The 17,898-nt window shown below is 35.7% G+C and carries 20 protein-coding genes; 10 read left to right on the top strand and 10 right to left on the bottom strand.

All coding sequences use genetic code 11. The annotated features are described in order from the left end of the window. Positions 1-7: 7 nt before the first annotated feature. The 6 genes from ACZ07B_RS01745 (at position 8) to ACZ07B_RS01720 (ending at position 4,480) form a co-directional block, all read left to right on the top strand. Positions 8-259 (top strand): SunI/YnzG family protein, encoded by a 252-nt coding sequence (locus ACZ07B_RS01745; protein ID WP_268274606.1) that lies wholly within the window; start codon positions 8-10, stop codon positions 257-259. Between the two features lie 86 nt (positions 260-345). Continuing rightward, the gene (locus ACZ07B_RS01740) at positions 346-879 is read left to right on the top strand and encodes an SMI1/KNR4 family protein (RefSeq protein WP_464876844.1); all 534 of its coding nucleotides are present in this window, start codon (positions 346-348) and stop codon (positions 877-879) included. Between the two features lie 132 nt (positions 880-1,011). Next, positions 1,012-2,814: an LXG family T7SS effector ribonuclease toxin YobL gene (gene yobL / locus ACZ07B_RS01735; protein WP_464876843.1), complete on the top strand. Its 1,803-nt coding sequence runs from the start codon at positions 1,012-1,014 to the stop codon at positions 2,812-2,814. 9 nt (positions 2,815-2,823) lie between these two features. After that, positions 2,824-3,282, top strand: a complete 459-nt coding sequence (locus tag ACZ07B_RS01730; RefSeq protein ID WP_464876842.1) for an SMI1/KNR4 family protein — start codon at positions 2,824-2,826, stop codon at positions 3,280-3,282. Between the two features lie 55 nt (positions 3,283-3,337). Continuing rightward, entirely contained in the window at positions 3,338-3,916 is a 579-nt protein-coding gene (locus ACZ07B_RS01725; protein ID WP_268274602.1) for an SMI1/KNR4 family protein, read from the top strand. A 105-nt stretch (positions 3,917-4,021) separates the two neighbouring features. After that, the gene (locus ACZ07B_RS01720; protein WP_268274601.1) at positions 4,022-4,480 is read left to right on the top strand and encodes a YrhA family protein; all 459 of its coding nucleotides are present in this window, start codon (positions 4,022-4,024) and stop codon (positions 4,478-4,480) included. Between the two features lie 312 nt (positions 4,481-4,792). Here ACZ07B_RS01720 and ACZ07B_RS01715 read toward each other — a convergent pair whose 3' ends face one another. Further along, positions 4,793-4,873, bottom strand: a complete 81-nt coding sequence (locus ACZ07B_RS01715; RefSeq protein ID WP_127721184.1) for a putative holin-like toxin — start codon at positions 4,871-4,873, stop codon at positions 4,793-4,795. 240 nt (positions 4,874-5,113) lie between these two features. Here ACZ07B_RS01715 and ACZ07B_RS01710 point away from each other — a divergent pair, with 240 nt between their 5' ends. Both ACZ07B_RS01710 and ACZ07B_RS01705 read left to right on the top strand, forming a co-directional pair. Then, positions 5,114-5,581 carry a DUF4879 domain-containing protein gene (locus tag ACZ07B_RS01710; RefSeq protein ID WP_268274600.1) on the top strand — a complete coding sequence of 156 codons (468 nt, stop codon included), beginning with the start codon at positions 5,114-5,116 and terminating at the stop codon, positions 5,579-5,581. A gap of 5 nt (positions 5,582-5,586) precedes the next feature. After that, complete coding sequence (locus ACZ07B_RS01705; protein ID WP_072566416.1) at positions 5,587-5,943, top strand: hypothetical protein; 357 nt, start codon at positions 5,587-5,589, stop codon at positions 5,941-5,943. A gap of 42 nt (positions 5,944-5,985) precedes the next feature. Here the strand turns inward: ACZ07B_RS01705 and ACZ07B_RS01700 are convergent, their stop codons facing one another. After that, positions 5,986-6,321 (bottom strand): hypothetical protein, encoded by a 336-nt coding sequence (locus ACZ07B_RS01700; RefSeq protein ID WP_464876841.1) that lies wholly within the window; start codon positions 6,319-6,321, stop codon positions 5,986-5,988. Positions 6,322-6,496: 175 nt separating this feature from the next. On the opposite strand from ACZ07B_RS01700, the gene ACZ07B_RS01695 reads away from it, so the two are divergent. Further along, positions 6,497-6,829 (top strand): YolD-like family protein, encoded by a 333-nt coding sequence (locus tag ACZ07B_RS01695; RefSeq protein ID WP_268274598.1) that lies wholly within the window; start codon positions 6,497-6,499, stop codon positions 6,827-6,829. Then, positions 6,822-8,072 (top strand): Y-family DNA polymerase, encoded by a 1,251-nt coding sequence (locus tag ACZ07B_RS01690; protein ID WP_464876840.1) that lies wholly within the window; start codon positions 6,822-6,824, stop codon positions 8,070-8,072. The genes ACZ07B_RS01695 and ACZ07B_RS01690 overlap by 8 nt, the downstream gene beginning before the upstream one ends. Positions 8,073-8,234: 162 nt before the next feature. Here the strand turns inward: ACZ07B_RS01690 and ACZ07B_RS01685 are convergent, their stop codons facing one another. From ACZ07B_RS01685 to ACZ07B_RS01650, 8 genes are all read right to left on the bottom strand, one after another. Further along, positions 8,235-9,395 (bottom strand): response regulator aspartate phosphatase, encoded by a 1,161-nt coding sequence (locus ACZ07B_RS01685; RefSeq protein ID WP_464876839.1) that lies wholly within the window; start codon positions 9,393-9,395, stop codon positions 8,235-8,237. Between the two features lie 159 nt (positions 9,396-9,554). After that, on the bottom strand, positions 9,555-9,806 hold the full coding sequence (locus tag ACZ07B_RS01680) for a phage holin (protein ID WP_216394093.1): 252 nt from the start codon (positions 9,804-9,806) through the stop codon (positions 9,555-9,557). A 21-nt stretch (positions 9,807-9,827) separates the two neighbouring features. Next, positions 9,828-10,220 carry a hypothetical protein gene (locus ACZ07B_RS01675; protein ID WP_017696898.1) on the bottom strand — a complete coding sequence of 131 codons (393 nt, stop codon included), beginning with the start codon at positions 10,218-10,220 and terminating at the stop codon, positions 9,828-9,830. A 114-nt stretch (positions 10,221-10,334) separates the two neighbouring features. Next, positions 10,335-11,393: a peptidoglycan recognition protein family protein gene (locus ACZ07B_RS01670; protein ID WP_464876838.1), complete on the bottom strand. Its 1,059-nt coding sequence runs from the start codon at positions 11,391-11,393 to the stop codon at positions 10,335-10,337. 168 nt (positions 11,394-11,561) lie between these two features. Beyond that, the gene (locus tag ACZ07B_RS01665; RefSeq protein ID WP_464876837.1) at positions 11,562-13,598 is read right to left on the bottom strand and encodes a tail fiber domain-containing protein; all 2,037 of its coding nucleotides are present in this window, start codon (positions 13,596-13,598) and stop codon (positions 11,562-11,564) included. A gap of 15 nt (positions 13,599-13,613) precedes the next feature. Then, positions 13,614-14,432, bottom strand: a complete 819-nt coding sequence (locus ACZ07B_RS01660) for a hypothetical protein (protein WP_464877030.1) — start codon at positions 14,430-14,432, stop codon at positions 13,614-13,616. Positions 14,433-14,447: 15 nt separating this feature from the next. Beyond that, positions 14,448-17,090, bottom strand: coding sequence for a DUF7361 domain-containing protein (locus ACZ07B_RS01655; RefSeq protein ID WP_464876836.1), 2,643 nt, complete (start codon positions 17,088-17,090; stop codon positions 14,448-14,450). A gap of 12 nt (positions 17,091-17,102) precedes the next feature. Continuing rightward, the gene (locus ACZ07B_RS01650) at positions 17,103-17,864 is read right to left on the bottom strand and encodes a distal tail protein Dit (protein ID WP_464876835.1); all 762 of its coding nucleotides are present in this window, start codon (positions 17,862-17,864) and stop codon (positions 17,103-17,105) included. Positions 17,865-17,898: the final 34 nt, after the last annotated feature.

The raw sequence follows: 17,898 nt of genomic DNA, 5'->3' as shown, positions 1-17,898 counted from the left end.
TGTTTTTATGCTTGGAATCAACGTTGAAAAATCAAACGAAAACTTAATTATCAATTGGCAGCTATCCAAAATTGAAATTCCAATCAAAGAAATTAACGATGTATTCCTTGATCCAAACTATGGGGGAGAGGAGAAAAGCGCAGTAAGGATTGGATTTCCTTATGGCTCAACCGATAGGGTAGTAATTAAAACAACAAATAACACTTACATTTTGTTCACCACTAATGCGGCTTCAATCATGAATAAAATTGTTTCCTAATATCTCATTGGTGTCCTATAGTAAGGCTTCCCTTGTATCTGCATAACATGGTAAAATCTAGATAATTGTTGTTAGGGGGATAGGATATGGAAGAAGGCAAACTTATTCATTGCACACTTGCTGGTATTAAAGAAGCTATTTCTAAGTACGGCACTTTTCCAATGATTCAACCAGGTGGCTTCGTATTAGAAGATGCTGCATTTGAATTTAATGAACCCGCAACACAAGATGAAATTACAAAATTAAAATCTCATTTCAATGTAAGTCTACCCAAGGATTATGAAGAATTCCTAGCTCTACATAATGGAATGAAGTTTTTTGATGGGGTTGAAATACTTAGTATTGAAGATGTTTTGAAAGACAATGAAACAGAAGATCTTCCAGAAAAGTGTTTTTTAATTGGGTATCATTTTGATGGAAGGTATGTTATAGATTCGAATAGATATGAAAAAGGGGACTTAGATTACTTATTTTATTTGGATTCGATTGATCATTTTGATGAAGCAGTAAATTTAAAGACGAATTTTGAAATTTGGTTTGATCGACTTTTAAGCTCAAATGGAAATAAGTATTGGGAACTTGAAAGAGATGCTAAAGTTTACTATAAGAACATAAATTAAAGATGCACCCAAAGATTTTTTAGTTTCACATGTTAATCATTAAAGGGCAGTCATATTAGGCTGTCTTTTTCTGTTATTGAAATAGTTGATTGTGGTAAAATTTACATAGAGTAAGCATGAAAGGAGAATGATATGAAGGTTATTGAAGCTGATTCATTACTCTCTGAAGCGGATAAAAGAACCAAAGAGTACAAGGAACTAAGGTCACAAATGGTGAAGCTTAAAAAAGCGTTTAAGTCCGTAGCTGACCTAGATGACAGCGAGTTTTCAGGTAAGGGTGCAGACAACATTAAAGCATTTTATCATGATCATGTCGGTGTTACCGATCAATGGATTGATTTAATTGACATGAAGATTGCTTTTTTAAGTAGCATTTCTGCAAAACTTGAAGATGCCAAGATGTCTGATGCTTACATAGAAGAATCTTTTTTAGAACATGAACTTGTCAATGCATACACAAAATCAAAATCCATTATGTCTGAACAAAAGAAAGCAATGAAAGACATTTTAAATGACATCAATGATATTCTTCCACTTGAAATATTCTCAACAGAAGACTTCAAAGACAAACTTTCTTCTGCAGATGACAAACGTGAAAAAACCATCGATAAGCTGAATAAGCTTGATAAGGATTTAAAAACTGAATATGCCGAGACTGAGCCAAACGAACAATTTATTGAGCAAGATTTTAAAAAGCTGCAGGAATCTACGGGTAAAGGGAAAAACGCCACTCCGATACACTATAACGCTAAAGCGTACAGAGAAAGTGACATACATAAGAAAAAAGGCGATATTGAGAAGCATTCTGAAGCTTACTTAAGCGTGAAGAAAGAAGAAGCAAAGGAACGTGAAATCAAGGAATTAAAGAAAAAACTTAATGACGGTGTTTCTGACCCTGATGAATATTTAGAGATTGCTAAGAAAGTAGGGTACGAGAATCTTGAACCGGCTCAAGTACAGCTTGCAGTGCAAATTGAACAAGCGAAGCAGCTAGAAGGAGCAGGAGAAATCACCTGGGATATCGTAAAAGGTGTAGGAGTAGGTTTATATGATGTAGGAAAAGACACTGTAACCGGCATATGGGACTTCATCACCGATCCAGGAGAAACACTCTCAGCACTGGGGAATGCAATTATTCATCCAGTGAAAACATATGATGCAATATCTGCTGCAATTGAAGAGTCATATCAAAAGGATATGGTGAATGGAGATGCCTATTCTAGATCCAGATGGGTGACGTATGCAATTGGATCAGTGGCTGCAGCTGTTGTTGGAACCAAAGGTGCAGGAGCCATTAACAAAGCAGATGCAGCGGGCAAGGTAATAAATAAAGCAAGTCAAGCAGGTAAGAAAATTAAGGACGTCAAGATTCCAGATTTGTTGCCTTATAACCCTAAGTATAAACTTGCTCTAGCTGATAACGTGCCATACAATGTGGTTGATAGCCAAAACCTTAAGAATGAACTTTTGACTAATGCAAAGAAATTACCAGATGGAACAAGAAAGCCGTTTACTGGACAAAAGATTAATCCACCATGGTTAAATAAAGAAAAGTATGAAGCGTATGAAATAAAGGGGAAGGTAAAGGCGAAGGGGAAAGTTAAAGATGTAAGCCGTAGAGTGTATACTATGAAAGATATTGATATTAATCAAAAAACAGAATTCGGTGTTACAAATCTTCAGCTAATGAAAAACGGGAATGCCCCTTATGCAAAAGACGGTACACAGATTAATTTACATCACTTGATTCAAGAAGAACCTGGCCCAATGCTTGAAATCCCGAACAGTTTACATACAAAATATAGTGATGTCATTCATAAGCTTAAGTCTGATGGTGAAAGTTTTAGAAATGATAAGGTTTTAAAAGCACAATACGAGAGCTTTAGAAAGAGATATTGGAAGTGGAGAGCGAAACAATTTGAGAATGGAAATTGAGGTGTTTAAATGATTTATTCGAAGGTTGAAAACTTTATTAATGAAAATAAACAAAATGCTATATTTACAGATGGCGCAAGTCATGAAAACATTGAACGCATTGAAGAAATCCTCCAATGCGATCTTCCCAACAGTTATAAATGGTTTTTAGAAAAATACGGTGCTGGTGGTTTATTCGGTATTTTAGTTTTAGGCTACAACTTTGATCATGCATCAGTTGTAAATAGAACTAAGGAATATAGAGAACACTACGGCCTTCCTGATGGACTTGTGGTTATTGAAGATGTTGATTACTTTGCTTACTGTCTAGATACGAATAAAATGAAGGACGGAGAATGCCCAGTAGTTGAATGGGATAGGTTAATTGGATATCAAGATACTGTTGCAGAAAGCTTTATTGAATTTTTTTATAATAAGATTCAAGAAGCGAAAGATGACTGGGAAGAGGATGAAGACTGGGACGACTAAAACTGAAAAGAAGGTCTTTAACTCATTTTTCCATACATATGAAGGGGTAAATAAAGTGAGCTTCTATAATATCAAACAAAAGTTGAAAGAGTTTTCAATTGATGCAAAAACAGATCCCAGCATCAATAAAAATGAACAACTCAAAGAAATTGAAATGAACATAGGAAAACAATTACCTTCTGATTATAAGGACTTTTTGAAGGAATATGGCGGCTGTTATCTAGAAAGTAAAAAAACAACAGATGAAATTGAGTATGACGTTTGCTATAAACCTTTAGAGAAAGATCCTTGGATGGGCAAGGACGATGATACACAATTGTTAGAAGGTTTTTATGGTTTAGCGAACGATCATAACAGTCTTCAGAAAGCAATCGATACATATTCTGATCGCTTTCCTAGAAATATTATTCCTATCGCAAGCTCCGCAGGCGGGAATGAAATATGCATGGACATCGATAATGAAAAGATATTGTTTTGGGATCATGAATTAAGTCATCCAAATAAAGATTTTTTCCTGATTGCCAATTCGTTTGAGGAGTTTATCATAAGTTTAGTTGATGAACCAATTGAAACTGATGAAGAAGATGATGGGATTCTGTATATTGAATTAGATGATGACTTATTAAACAGTTAAGAAAAGATATTGCAAAGATAATGTTTTAAGCTCTCAATAGGAGAGCTTTTTTATTAAAGAATAGCGGTAGTTTAGAATGTAGCCGGGATAAAAGGGGGCAGTTTTATGTCGGTAAATTTATTAGAAGATATTCGCAAAAAAGAAGCAAAGTATGGAGATGAACTAAACTCCTCTGCTACAGAAAAAGAAATTAGTAAATTTGAAGCGGCGGTTGTAGGCAAGTTTCCTATAAATGAGATTCCTACAGGATATAAGGAATTCCTTCAAAGTGTAAACGGATTAGATTTCAATGGTTTAGTGATTTACGGAATCGACAATAATTTATTGGAAGAAGGAAAAGATGAAGAAGTTTATGGTTTTATTGAAACAAATGAACAGTGGCACGAAAATGATGAGCAGAAAAAATATCTGTTTTTTGGTGACTCAGATACAGCTTGGTATTGTTTAGATGTAATTGAGAATGAATACTTAGAGCTTGATAAACCCTCTGGAACGCTGATGAACAAATTTGATGATTTTAACGCCATGCTAGCTGATGCATTGAAAGTTAGTTTAGACAACTAAACAAAAGTATTGCAATGTATGAGATGTTGCAAAACTAAGCATCCTCAATCCAAATAAAATAATGATTTTATCCATAAAACAAAAATTTTGCAAATTATTTCAATGGTTTCACTTAATGTGTTATAATCAGAACTGTAAGACATTTGATTGGTTACAGCGTATTTCTTTCTTAAGAAATGCATAAAATAAAAAGAAGACCAGGGGTGCGCCAACACCCACAGGTCATTATTTGTACTAAAGCTGCCCACTAAAGGGCTTGCTCAGATCTACCGAATAGACCATCCCTTAAACTTTTCCAGGGCTCAAGGGGGTCTATTTTTTTATATAGGTCAACAATGCAATTATAAATGACCCAAATCCAAGCATGAGCACTAATACTTGAAATGTTGACATTGGCCCCACCTCCTCTGTTTGAGACATGGAGGTGAGCAAGACTCCCTTGAGTGAGCAAACTTTATGTACAGGAAATATTATACTATACATAAATGTCCTTGTCGTTAAAAATTCACAATAAATTGACAGTATGAAAAGAACGTGCTTAATGCAGGTTCTTTTTTTTATTTCAAATATTAAACAATTTCCTTCAATTGACGATATTTAACATGTAAACTTGTACCAAGGAGGATTTAGGAAATGAAGAAGAGAATTACATATGTACTGCTTGCTCTTCTAGCAGTTGTTGCTTTCGCTTTCACTGATTCATCAAAAGCAAAAGCGGCAGAAGCATTACCACTCTACTATCTACAAATTACAGGGATTACATCAGACGGAAACGATTTTGCTTGGGATAACATCACTTTTAGTCAAACCAAAGCGCCAAACGTTTTGAAGGGAAATAAACTATATGTGAAAGCTCGGTTTATGGGGTATACCAAGTTAACAGTTATCACAGGCAAAGATGGTAAAAATCTGTTGTATGACGGCACAGCTAAAATGTTTAAATCTGATGCTATCCTTGGTCAAAATAAGGTGGTAATAGGCTGGGATAAATATTTTGAGATTCCTATGGACGCACTTCAAAATAACTCAATTCAGATAAGAGCACTAAGCTCAGGTACTACTTTTCTTTATAGCCAAAAAATTGATTTTGAAAGAGAGTGAACCAGGTGATTAGTACTTCTAATTATGATGTAACTAAAGATCCAAAATTCTTAGCTTTTTGTAGCTTAGCTACAGAAGGGTACGGTCAGAACAATACTCAGCAATCTTCCATAGGTTTTAACGAGTTTTGCGAAAAACTTGAGAAAAATGAGATTGTTAAACCCGAGAATAAAAAAAGCACGCTTGATTTGAATAAGTCTTTAGAAGACTGGAAATTAAGATTTACTGCAGGTGGAAACCTTTCTACAATGGATTCACAGGTATTAGATGTTATCAAAAAAGCTTATAACTTAGGCATGGTTAATAAAGATAATATGCTGTTACGAAATGAAGCAATTAATGCCTATAGAAATTCTATTTAAATAACGAAAACAACGCCCAGCTTAATAAAAGTGCTGGGCGTTTTACTTATTAGGGTTATTTGCTTTCAAATACTCTCGATGTTCTTTCTCCAACTTATAAATATCATCTTTGAATATATAAATCTTATATTTTTCTTTTGCTTCTCTAGACAGATTATCTTCTAAATATTCACGGAGCTTTGCTTCACTTTTGGTTTGATCCATGCCAATTGTAATTGCCGGATCTGTTATTCCAATTTGAAAACTAAATAAACCAAATTCATCCCAAGCACTTTCTAAAACTTCTTCAGGTGCCTTTTTGTTTGATTCGGTTAAAGATATACCTGACATAATCAAAACAGGAACTAAAATCAAAAATCCAATTAACCTCTTCTTCATTCACCATCACACTCTCCTTCGTCGAAAAGAATCTCACTCCTTAATTAATACTACATATATCATAATTGACCTTTATATTTTATTACCAACATTTACATCGAACTGTTGTTCTTATTTATATTGAATAAAGAACATTTGTTCTGTTAATATTAGATCAATAAAGGAGTGAGTCTATATGCTTAGAGATCGAGGAACAATTAAATACACGTCAATTATGCTCCCAGAACATTTAACGCAACTTAAACAGGATTTGATTGATTTATCAAAAATAGAAAAGCCATCCCTAGATGATCAACAAATTGAAGAAATGGATCTTCTCGTTTCTGAAGCACTTGAATTTAACAAAGAATTGCTATTCAAGCTTTTTAACAATGGATTAGTTGAAAATGTCATTGGCAGAGTACATTACATTAATTTTGAGCAACAAAAGCTACACGTTAAAGATCAGAACGACAATACAGTCTATATCAACATGAATAACATCATAGGAGTTACATACAATGATTGATTACTCACAATTTCCACGTAAGAATATACTTTGTGTCGATATGAAATCCTTTTATGCTTCTGTATCGGCTGTAACAATGGGGCTTAATCCTTTAACTTGTTATCTTGCTGTTGTAGGGAATACGGAGAGACAGGGAAGTGTAGTATTAGCTGCATCTCCTGCACTTAAAAAAGATTTTGGAATCAAAACAGGATCTAGACTTTTTGAGATACCTGAAGATCCAAGAATACACATTGTGAATCCGCAAATGAAGCTTTTCATCAGAGTTTCGACTGAGATTACAAAGCTGTTTTACAGGTTTGTTCCTGAACAATATGTACATATGTACTCCATAGACGAGGGATTTCTTGATTCAGGCAATATGAATCCTGAAGAAATGTCCAAAGCAATCCAAAGCAGCATGTGGAGAGAGTTTGGCCTAATGTGCACAGTGGGTATTGGAGATAATATGTTGCTGAGTAAGCTTGCACTTGACCTAGAGAGTAAGAAAATGAAGAGTGGTATTGCACGTTGGAGATATGAAGATGTGCCAAATAAACTCTGGAAGGTTCATCCGTTGTCTAAAATGTGGGGGATAGGAGGGAGGATGGAAAGAAATCTGAATCGGATGGGAATATCAACTGTAGGTCAGTTAGCTAAATTTCCTTTAGAGCTGCTTGAAAAGAAGTTCGGTATAATGGGAAACCAGTTGTATTATCATGCTCATGGAATCGATTTATCTGAAATAGGAGCTCCATTGATGCAAGGGCAGATTAGTTTTGGTAAGAGTCAGATTTTACTGAGGGATTACACAAGGAGAGAAGAGATTAAGGCTGTTCTTCTGGAGATTTGTGAGGAAGTTGCAAGAAGGGCACGTACACACAATAAAGTTGGTCGAACAATAAGCCTGGGAATTGGATACAGCAAGGATGAGCTTGGTGGTGGATTTCATCGAGCAAAAACAATTGATCTTCCCACAAATATCACGATGGATATTTATAGATGCTGCTTGATGCTTTTTAATAAGTTTTACTCGGATAAAACAGTGAGAAGTATCTCAGTTACGTTATCAAATATTGAGGATGATGTGAATCAGCAGCTGAGTTTATTTGAGGTGGATAATGAGAAGAGAAGGAAACTCGGGTTTGTAATGGATGGGATAAGAAGTAAATACGGATCGAAAGCGATTCTTAGAGCAGTTTCTTATACACCTGCTGGTACTGCGCTTCACAGAGCAGGGCTGACTGGTGGACATAAATCATGAGAATAGAGGGAATCTCCCTCCATTCTCCTTACTCAGTTATTAGTTTTTACGTTTCGGCTCTTTCAGCAACTTTGAGCGTATCGTTTTGTTGTTGGAGATAGGAAGCACCCACTGTTCCGGCAACACCGAATAATAGAACTGCGCAGATAATTAGTTTTGTTTTCATATTGCTTCTCCCCTTTTAATTTGTCTTCTTGCTTCATTTGCCAAACGATAAAATTCAATTGCACCCCAAGCTTCTTTTTTTGCTGTGAGAAAATCAGCTACAACAACTCCATAGCTTTCCATATCAGGGTACATACCTCTTTCTCTGAAGAACTGGAACGCTTCTCTTACTAAATTTAAATCCGAGTCCAAGAAAAGACCTTTAACCATTTTCAGCTTTTCAATAACTACTTCATTGTTGTACTGTTCTGCTATCTGCTTTGATTGTTCATAAAACGCTTGAGCATTTTTAGTATCGTTTTGCCTTCCTTTTAAGAAGGAGATAACAAACAATGTTTTAGCTGCATAATCATGGTTTTCTGGCTCAATGATTTGGAGCGACTTATTAAAGTGAAAAAATGCTTTATCAAGTTCTTCCATTTGATTATAACATAATCCAATATTAAACAGTGCTGAACGTATCAAATGTCCACGATTCTTCTCATTTTTATTCAGCTCTTCTGCTTCTTGGTAAGCTTTATATGCTCTTTTTAACGCCTCATCAAACTTCATGCTGTCCAGCAAATTGCCAAATATGACGAATTGACAGCGTACTTTTTGTACCCCGTATGTAGAGTTTCCATCAACATCAGGTTGCTTTTTAAAAATATTATAGGCTCTCATGGCATAATTCATTGAAAAATAAGTTTGTTTCATGTGGTAATACACTTCTGATAATTTAAAATAAAATTCAGCTTTTTCAACTTCAATATCTTCGCTATCGATGGAGTCCAAATGTTTCTCTGCTTGTCTATAGTGATTAAGGGAGAACGTCAACTCTTTTTGTCTAAAATAGAACATGCCCATGAAAAAATAATAGTAATATTCGAGCATTCCTGTTAAGTTTTCATGACCTGCATATTCTTTTAACTCACCATAATTTTTCTCAATGTCCTTTATGGCGTTAGGGTACATATACGCTAACATTAATTTATGTCTAAATTCGAGTAGAGAGTAGTATAGCAAGACATCTTGATTCTCTTCCATAACCTTTATTTCTTGCATAACTTCTTTTCGCATTTCCTCTGCTCTACCGACCCAATTCTTTTTAATTGCCACATACCAATGATTCATTTTTGTCGCTACTAAGTCATAAGGAATGACTTTTTCAGTATTCAAGTTTCAAACCCCTTTCATGTCCTTTTTATTATATAGTTGCACTGGAGGAAAGAAATGTAAAGAGATTTGTATGAAAATTACAAATAAATTGATTATAAGCTCAAAACTTGAAAAAACGAAAAAAATACCCTCCTCAATTAAGAGAAGGGTAGGGGGGGGTTATCTCGGTGAATCATAATCCATTGCTTGTTCACTATCAGAAATACCTTGAGTTGTTGGGTCAACAATGATGCCCATTGCAGTTAAAAACGTTAGAAGTGCATTAAATTTCTCTGTCAATTCGTCACCAAATACAGTCAAGTCATATCCAAAAGCAGAGGCAATTGCTTGTACGAATAACAGCGTTGCAGAGAAAATTGCGACAAGAAATGTTTTCTTTTTCAGTCTTACTTTCCAGTTAATTTTAGTCATTTAATCGTCTCCTGTTCATTTTTATTTAAGACCAAAATGTATGAGTAACCATGCACCAATAATAGTTGCAATCACACTTGGTAGCACCTTGAATACAAGGTCTTTTGTAAATTGAGAGGGGTCAATTTTTCGAGTGGAATCAGAGCGTTCCAATATTTCAACTCGATTGTCCAGTTTTTCATACGATTTACTTAGATTTTTTAAACTGTTACTCATTTCGTTAAGAGTACTAAACTGTTCTCTTGATTGTGCTTGAGAGTCTTTATTAATTTCGACTTGTTGCTCAACGAGCGTAGCTATACGACCGATAACATTTGTTCTTTCTTCAAGAGAGTCAATCTTGTTATTAGTGTGTTTTGCTTTTTCTTCTAGTGCACTTAATCTTGAAATGGTGCTTTGCTCAAAATTATCCATTTGTCACCAACCCTTAATGAATATAGAAAGGTGACATTACATCACCTCCTAAATTAAGAGGATAGTCACTGATACATTAGATCAACAAATATCCTCCGAGATAATTGAATATAATTAGATTTTTGAACCAAACTGTCCTGAGATGTATCCACGTTTACCGTTATAAATAACTTCCCAGTAACCTTTGGAATTGTTTTTACCTTTAACTGAACCAGAAATTGAAATAGTGCTTCCAAGCTTGACTGTGCCAATATTTTTAGAGCTATTTCGATCAGGTTTGTCCATTACGATTGCTGCGCTTGATACACCGATAATTTTAATTTTTCCCGCGGATTTAATAGATGAGGAGCTTGAAGAAGTTGATGTTGTTTTTGGGGCAGGAGAAGAGGCTTTAACTGATCCTGTAACATCAACATATTTGTCAGAAGCAGTGATGTAATATGTAGCGCCTTTAGAGTTCTTAACTTTGTATTGATACGCAGATCCGACTTTAACTTTCTCAACAACTGTAGGAAATCCAATGCCTTTATTTACTGTGCCGACAACATCTTTATCTTCCCATGATGGTTTTGAGTAGAAACGAAGACCGTCAACTTTTGATTTAAGGGAACCACTTGCTGCTGATGAAGAGGATGTAGTTGGTTTGGTTGATGTTTTAGTTGGAGTAGTTGATTTGCCACCGAGAGCTTTTAATTCAGCGGCAATTGCAGCTTTAACTTCATCCCAACGACCTTCATCTAAAACACGGTGAGGACAATATTTGCCAGACCACTCTTGGTGCTTCTTAACTCGCTCAACTCCCCAGCCACGTTCTTTGAGTAGTTGTGCAATGAACTTGATTGCCAGTGCTTCTGCTTGTCTATAACGTTCTCCACCTGATTTAGAGTAACAAACTTCCACACCAATTGACTTGCGGTTTCCTGTGCCATGTTCTCCATCACCGCAGTGCCATGCATTCCGATTTGTAGGAAGTCCTTGAACAACTTCTTTATCATCTACAGCGAAATGATATGATACGGTTGCGTTATTATTTCTCATATAGCTAATTTCATTATTTGCTGATACATCATTGGCTGTATTATGGAATGTGATATATTCAGCTGTCATTGCATAGGGACATTTAATTGTATATTTGCTTGATGGTACGAGCATTTGTCTCGCTTGAATTGTCATAAAAACATCTCTCCTAATAATTAAATTTGAGCACAAAAAAGAGAGAAGGGGACTAAATCCAATCTCTCTTTATCTCACGTATGCTCTTGTTATCTCTGTCTTTCAAGTATGTATTTTGAATAAAATCTATATTTTATCTAGAATATAACCACCACCTAAAAGGTTGTATTATGAGTTCTTAAGCACTGCTATTTCTTCTGCTTGTTTTTCAACCTTAGCAGAAAGCTCTTGAACTGCTTTTATTAGAGGTGCAATAAATTCAGTGTAGCCAATTGACATTACATCTTCGCCACCATTAACTTCATGGTGTTGGAATCCTCCGAAATCCACTCCTGTTTCCTTAATAAGGCTTTCTACTTCTTGGGCTATTACACCATGATGATAACGATCTTTCTTTTTGGAACCATCTTTTTTAAGCTGGATAACATTATTGTCTTGATCAAAAGTTACATAATCGTCCCGAATATCCCATTTATAATCAACAGGTCTGAGTTTTTTAATAAAATCTAATCCCAATACAGTGTCTCTAATATCAGCTTTATCTCGCAAATCTGACCTGTTTTGAAGCGGATTGAATGAATAAGGAGTTGCGTCGCCATTACCTAGTTGAATTTGATTACTCCCTGATACCCTTGAATTAAATCCGATACCAGTTGAGTTCGAAATGTCTTTTAATTCGGCGCCACCTGTCATAAACCTTAAAGCACCATAGCCTAGAGCTGTATTGTTTGTACCTGTAACATTGCTCGCAAGTGCTAAGTAACCAACTGCAGTATTTCTATCGCCACCATTTTTAGAAAGTGAGAATCCGCCTAATCCTGTATTGAAGTTTCCGCGAGTTGCTTGATACATGCTTTTTATTCCGACTGCAGTATTATCGTAACTTTTAGATACAGATGTAGTTGTACTGTATTCTTTCATTAACAAGGTGCCTGTTTCGGGAGTTGAGGCTTTAATATTTGTAGATACTGTGAAGGTGTCTGTGGTAGCTCCAGTTACTGTAAAATAAATTGCTTCTCTATTGTTAACTGACAATAAAACTTTGTAACCAGACTGTAGACCATGTTTTGGCATATTTACTGTAATAGTTTGGTCACGCCATTCATAAGTTCCATATAACTCTGAGATAACTCTTTCGTTTCCTTCAAAAGAAACATCTTTTTCAAACGACTCCATAGCATAAGCGCCTATAGCAGTATTGCGATCACCTTTTTTGAGTTCTTTTGCAGCGTTTGCTCCAATGGCGGTATTATCATTTCCGTTTGACATCGATAAAGTGTTTAACCCTACGCCAGTTGAACACACAAAAGATTGAGGAGTGTTGTTAACAATAGAAGAACCGTCGAGGTCTAGAGGGGCATAGCCAGACATTGAACCAGCGCCTAAAGCTACATTCCATTTACTATGTTCATTTGTCTGTAGGGCATTTCTACCCATGGCAATATTTAAATAACCGTCTTTGTTAAACATTAATGTGTGATCACCAATGGAAACATTTCTTGTGCCAGGAAACTTTTGTCCTTGAACACCATTGGAGGAAGATTGACTTTTCTGTCCTATTGCAATGTTATAAAAACCGTATTCATTAGAACTTAAAGCGTTTAAACCAACTGCAATCGAGTTTTTAGAATTTTGGCTGGCAGCAAGCATTGCATTATCACCGATAGCAATTAAATTATGCCCGGCTACTCCAGTGTATTGATCACCAGGCCGGAAGTTTTTTGCTGCATTGCGCCCAATAATAACATTTGAATTACCTGATTGTATGATAGAAACGTAACCGGAGTAGAATGTTTGGGAGCCTATCTTGAAATAACCATTAACATATTTATTTTTTCTTGGAAACGAAGAAACAACATAGGTTTTTCCAGCTAAATCAAAAGTTTTATCCTGATAATTTGACTCAATCTCAGAAAAGACAGTTGAATCATCGGTAGCACCGTCACCTTTCGCACCTAACCAGGTAATATTTATCCCTCTGTAGTTAAATTCATTTATAATCTTTTCAGATAAAGAGCTTCCTTCTGCTTTAATACTATCAACATTACCAATCTTATTATCTGTTGTAATGAACTTCTGATTAATATCATCAGCAGTGTATCTATTATTATTTGATTTTAAGCCAACAGCATCTACAGGTATCCATTGTTCTTTCTCTTCATCGTAATACCCCATTGTATTTACTGGAATTAAATTATTGCTCAATGTATGTGTCCTCCTTTATTCCTTACGAATCCAAATCATGCTACCGTCAGGAGTATTCGCCGATGTCTTTACTCGTTTTCTTACAGGAGCGTTGTTCGTCCTAAGCCATATTGTTCTTATGTTATAGGGTTCAACATAACTGGAAACTACATCGTAACCATCATATTGATCTGAAATACTAATATTAATCCAGTCAAAACCGTCCCAACGATATTCGATACCGGTTTCTCTAACAGTAACAACCCATCCAATTTGAGGATTTGGATAAGTGTTCATTAAATCTTGATATGTATAAACCATCGGCAAGTATATTTTTCTAGTGTTCTCAACTACATACTCATAATCAGAAGTTGCTTGTCTACACCAGTTTGTTATTTCGATGCATCGTTTTGTTACTCGTTCACACTCGGCGATTCTCTCATTCATCCGTATTATTGCATCTTCAGCATCATCAATAAGTCCTTGCAGAGTCTCTACAACCATGTTACCTTGACGTTTAATCCAAATTCGAGTGGCGGGGAAGAAGGCAGCACCTTCACCACTATAATTAAAGGTGAGTGATTTTCCTTCATTTGAAGCATTAAAAAAGACAACTCCCATAAGGTAATCAACCTTAAAATAATTGTCTTCAAGTTTACCTTCTTCAATTTCTCGCCATTCCTTGTTACTTCCTATAACTTCGACACGAAACTCTCTGTTTGGAATCTCAGTCAGAAGTACTCTGCCGTTATAGACAGTTAATGTCTCATTATAAGTCAGATAGGGATCATCAACTGAACCTTTTCTTTTTTTACTTAAAATTGGATCGTTATACAATTCAGCAAAGTCGGTCAGATTAATCACCTCCGTTTAATTTTGCTGGTAAGCTTCCCATATATATTTGACATTTAATTTGTTTCCTCTAAAATTTTCATCTGAGCCAGTTAAAAAGATTTTATCGCCTAAAGATCCGTAGCTTAAATCTCCGCCAATTAGAGAGAGGCCAGACCATGTACATTGATAGGCATAACCACCTGTAGGACTTTCAATAACCAGCATACTGTCTTCAGTTGAAATTGGAGTTATTTTGACTAGATCTGGAGTAAAGGAGAGGGGGATTTGTTTACTTGGAGTACCGTCTCCTATATAAACACCCTTTGCGAACTTAGGAGGTAGGGGAATATTTTGAGCTAATACATAATCTGATGCTGGTCGTCCACCTAACAACTCTGCATTACCGTCTATTGAACCACTAATAATTCCTAATTCATTGCGCACTGGTATTGAATTTGGCGAGGTGGTTGTAGAAGCTGTAAAACCATTTAAGGAGTCTGCTGAACCTGCAGATGAGACAATCCATTCTTCTCCGTTAAACAGTTCTTGTTTATTGTTCTGGGGATTGATCCAAATTGTCCCTGTCTCTGGATCTTCTGGCTTAGTTTCTGTGGAGATTGTATAGAGACCATTAACTTTTCCACTAAGGCTTCCTTTTACTTCGATAGATGGAGAAGGGAGGTAGGGGTTTTCAGAAGGATGACTTGATTTAACTATATCCGAAAGAAGAATCTGATTTATATCTATATCTGCATCTACTCTTCGATAAGCTTGAACACCGATAGTGTAGTACATATTTGAAGGTAATCCGGTAAAAGTGGCTGTGCGTCTGTCATATTTAACATTTTGTAAATTTTCACTGGCTTGCACAGAGCCAAATGTGTACTCCTCATTGTCATCACTACCGTGTAAGTAAACCTCAAATCCATCAATGTTGTATTTGTCCTCATCGGAATCAACATAGTCCCACTGAATGGTTATATCAACTGACCCATTATCATTTACCTTATGTGTAATTGCCGTGCCGTCAGAAGTAATGGTAGGGGGTGCTGGCTGCACTGAGATTCTGTCATTTCGGATATTGAAGTTTTCAGTTACTTTGTCCCATTCAATCTTTCTTTTGTTTAATTCAGTACTTATTTTATTTGTTCTGTAAACGGTTTTTATGATTTTCTCAAAATCAGATTGAACTCTTTTTCCATTTGTAATTGTGACACTAATATTTGATTGTTCAAAATCAATTGTTATTGCTGAAAGTATGGCTTTAATATCCGTATTTAAATCATTCTGTTGAACTCGTACTATGTCTCCTAAACTGAGCCTATCCCAGTTATGTTTTTCACTAAGACAGTTAAAAAAGTTTACTATATCGAGTGTTACATTTACTGGCGGTGTATTGCGACTTTCGAGTTCTTCGTTGGCATCATCATAAAGTTCATTCTCATCATAGATGCTGTCATTTGACCACTCAGTTGTCGAAATGAAACGTGAGAGCAGTTTTTGCTGATTTTCACTAAAATTGTTCTCAAATGAAAGCTTTTCTTTAAGCTTAGAAATTGAAGCCGATATTTGAGAAATTGTTGATTCAATCGTAGCAATTTGGACTTTCTTTTCTGAAACTACTTTCTGCTTTATGGCGAGTTGAGCTTTCAGTTGACTTGTGTCATCTCCAGCTTTCTTCGCAACTTCAATTCGATCTAATAGCTTTTGGACTTCAAGATCAAGGGTGTAAAGCTCATTATTCAATTCGGTTAAACTAGTTTCAGCTTCGTTCTTTTGGGTGAGAAGTTTATTAAACGCATTTCCTTCGTTGTTAACAAGGTCATTGTAATCAAGAATTGCATGACAAAGTTCATCTGGCATATAGGCACTGTGAGAAATAACATTTCGTTGTTCGTCACGTTGAAAGGGGAAGAGGAAATAAGAAAAGTCATCAATGTAGGATTGCCCAGTTGGGTTCACTGAATTAATACTGATACCATCTTTTCCAGTAGCATATAGTCTTGTTACCAATTCGTCTGCATCCTCAGAATCGTCCATGCTAATCATATATTGCCGAGGGTTCAGTTTAAGGCCTTTGTATTTGGAAATGTCGGATTCTTTATAGAAGCTTACAGTTTCTTTTACGGTATCAAAGACTGGAACTGCATCGAACTTCTCGCAGATTGAATATAAAAAATCAAGCTTGTTAGTTGATGATACATCAAACTGTCTTCGTTTTATGTTAAAGAGAGTATCTATGTATCCAACCGTCCAACTAGTATTCTTTAAACAGTCTGTAACTACTTCCTGGAGGTTTTTAGATGTCTCCTCATATTTAAGAACGCTTATTCTGCTCAATTCATGTTGAAGAGATCTGCACTCAACTTGTACAGTATCCATTTCACTGCTGAATGACTTGGTTCTTTTTGTGATAATAAACCAAATCGTGAGCCCATAAAACTCAGTTTTAATTAGGTACCAGGGTTTTAGTAAATCTACAACATGATTCCTTTTAATGACCCCATCATAGGTGGCCTTAAGTGGAATAGAGAAGGAGAGTTCGTGAACGCTGCTTCCATGATTTAAAGTTACAGTTGGATTCAGAACTTCATCAATGTTGGCTATTTTAGTCTTATCTGGCTTAGCAAGGGATAAGCGTATGTTTTTTATCTCTGTATCCTTGCGAATAGTTATCAATTTTTCACCTTCTTACCGATACTTAAATCTGAAAGTGAGTCTCAGTTTGCATTTTCCAGTCACTTTTAATCGGTTTTTTCCGTAATCCAATCTAATATAATTGTCATTGAAATCATCATATCTTTCATTCCCATATAAAGACGACTCGATTATTTCTTTATCACCATTCACTTTAACAATTTCTCTGTCTTTTAGATTGCTGAATATAAAGGGATCAGTATAATCACTCAGGTTCTCGATTTTTACATCGCCGTCGCCAATTTTAAAAATTTCAACAGTAGGGTAAATCGCAACATCGCCTTTGTTATGGAGTTCAATGGTTTTCATTCCTGATGATATATCAAAGGAATGAGTACTTGTGTTTCGACTATATGCATAAGGGGAGTTGCATTTCATTGTCAAACGAACATATCCATGTCTAGCCGCATTATGGACTAGATCACTGGTATCTACGGGCATTGCATAATACACAATGTCTAAATTTTCACTGAAAGCTAAGGGCTTGTAATCATCAACATCTAGCCAGCGCTTAATTGCTCTTATTTTTTTCTCATCATAATTTTCACCAACATAAAAGTTTAAAGGAAATTGTTTTGCTTCTCTTTTGACACCTTCAGTGTACGGCTCTGATCTTCCTTTTACATAAGTTTCATTAACTGATCGTGAACCCAAAAAAGATTCCTCAACTAACCCAGACTCTGTATTAACGTTTTCCACTCCGTAGTCAATGGACTTTTCGTTGTCAAACAGGAAATATTGGCTCTGTCTAATCAATTTTTCACCCCCAATATAAAAAGAGCCGGTTTTA

The organism is Bacillus sp. 9.4, from assembly GCF_055486415.1.
Note: the sequence above shows the minus strand (reverse complement) of the source record. Positions and strands in the feature narration are given on the sequence as shown.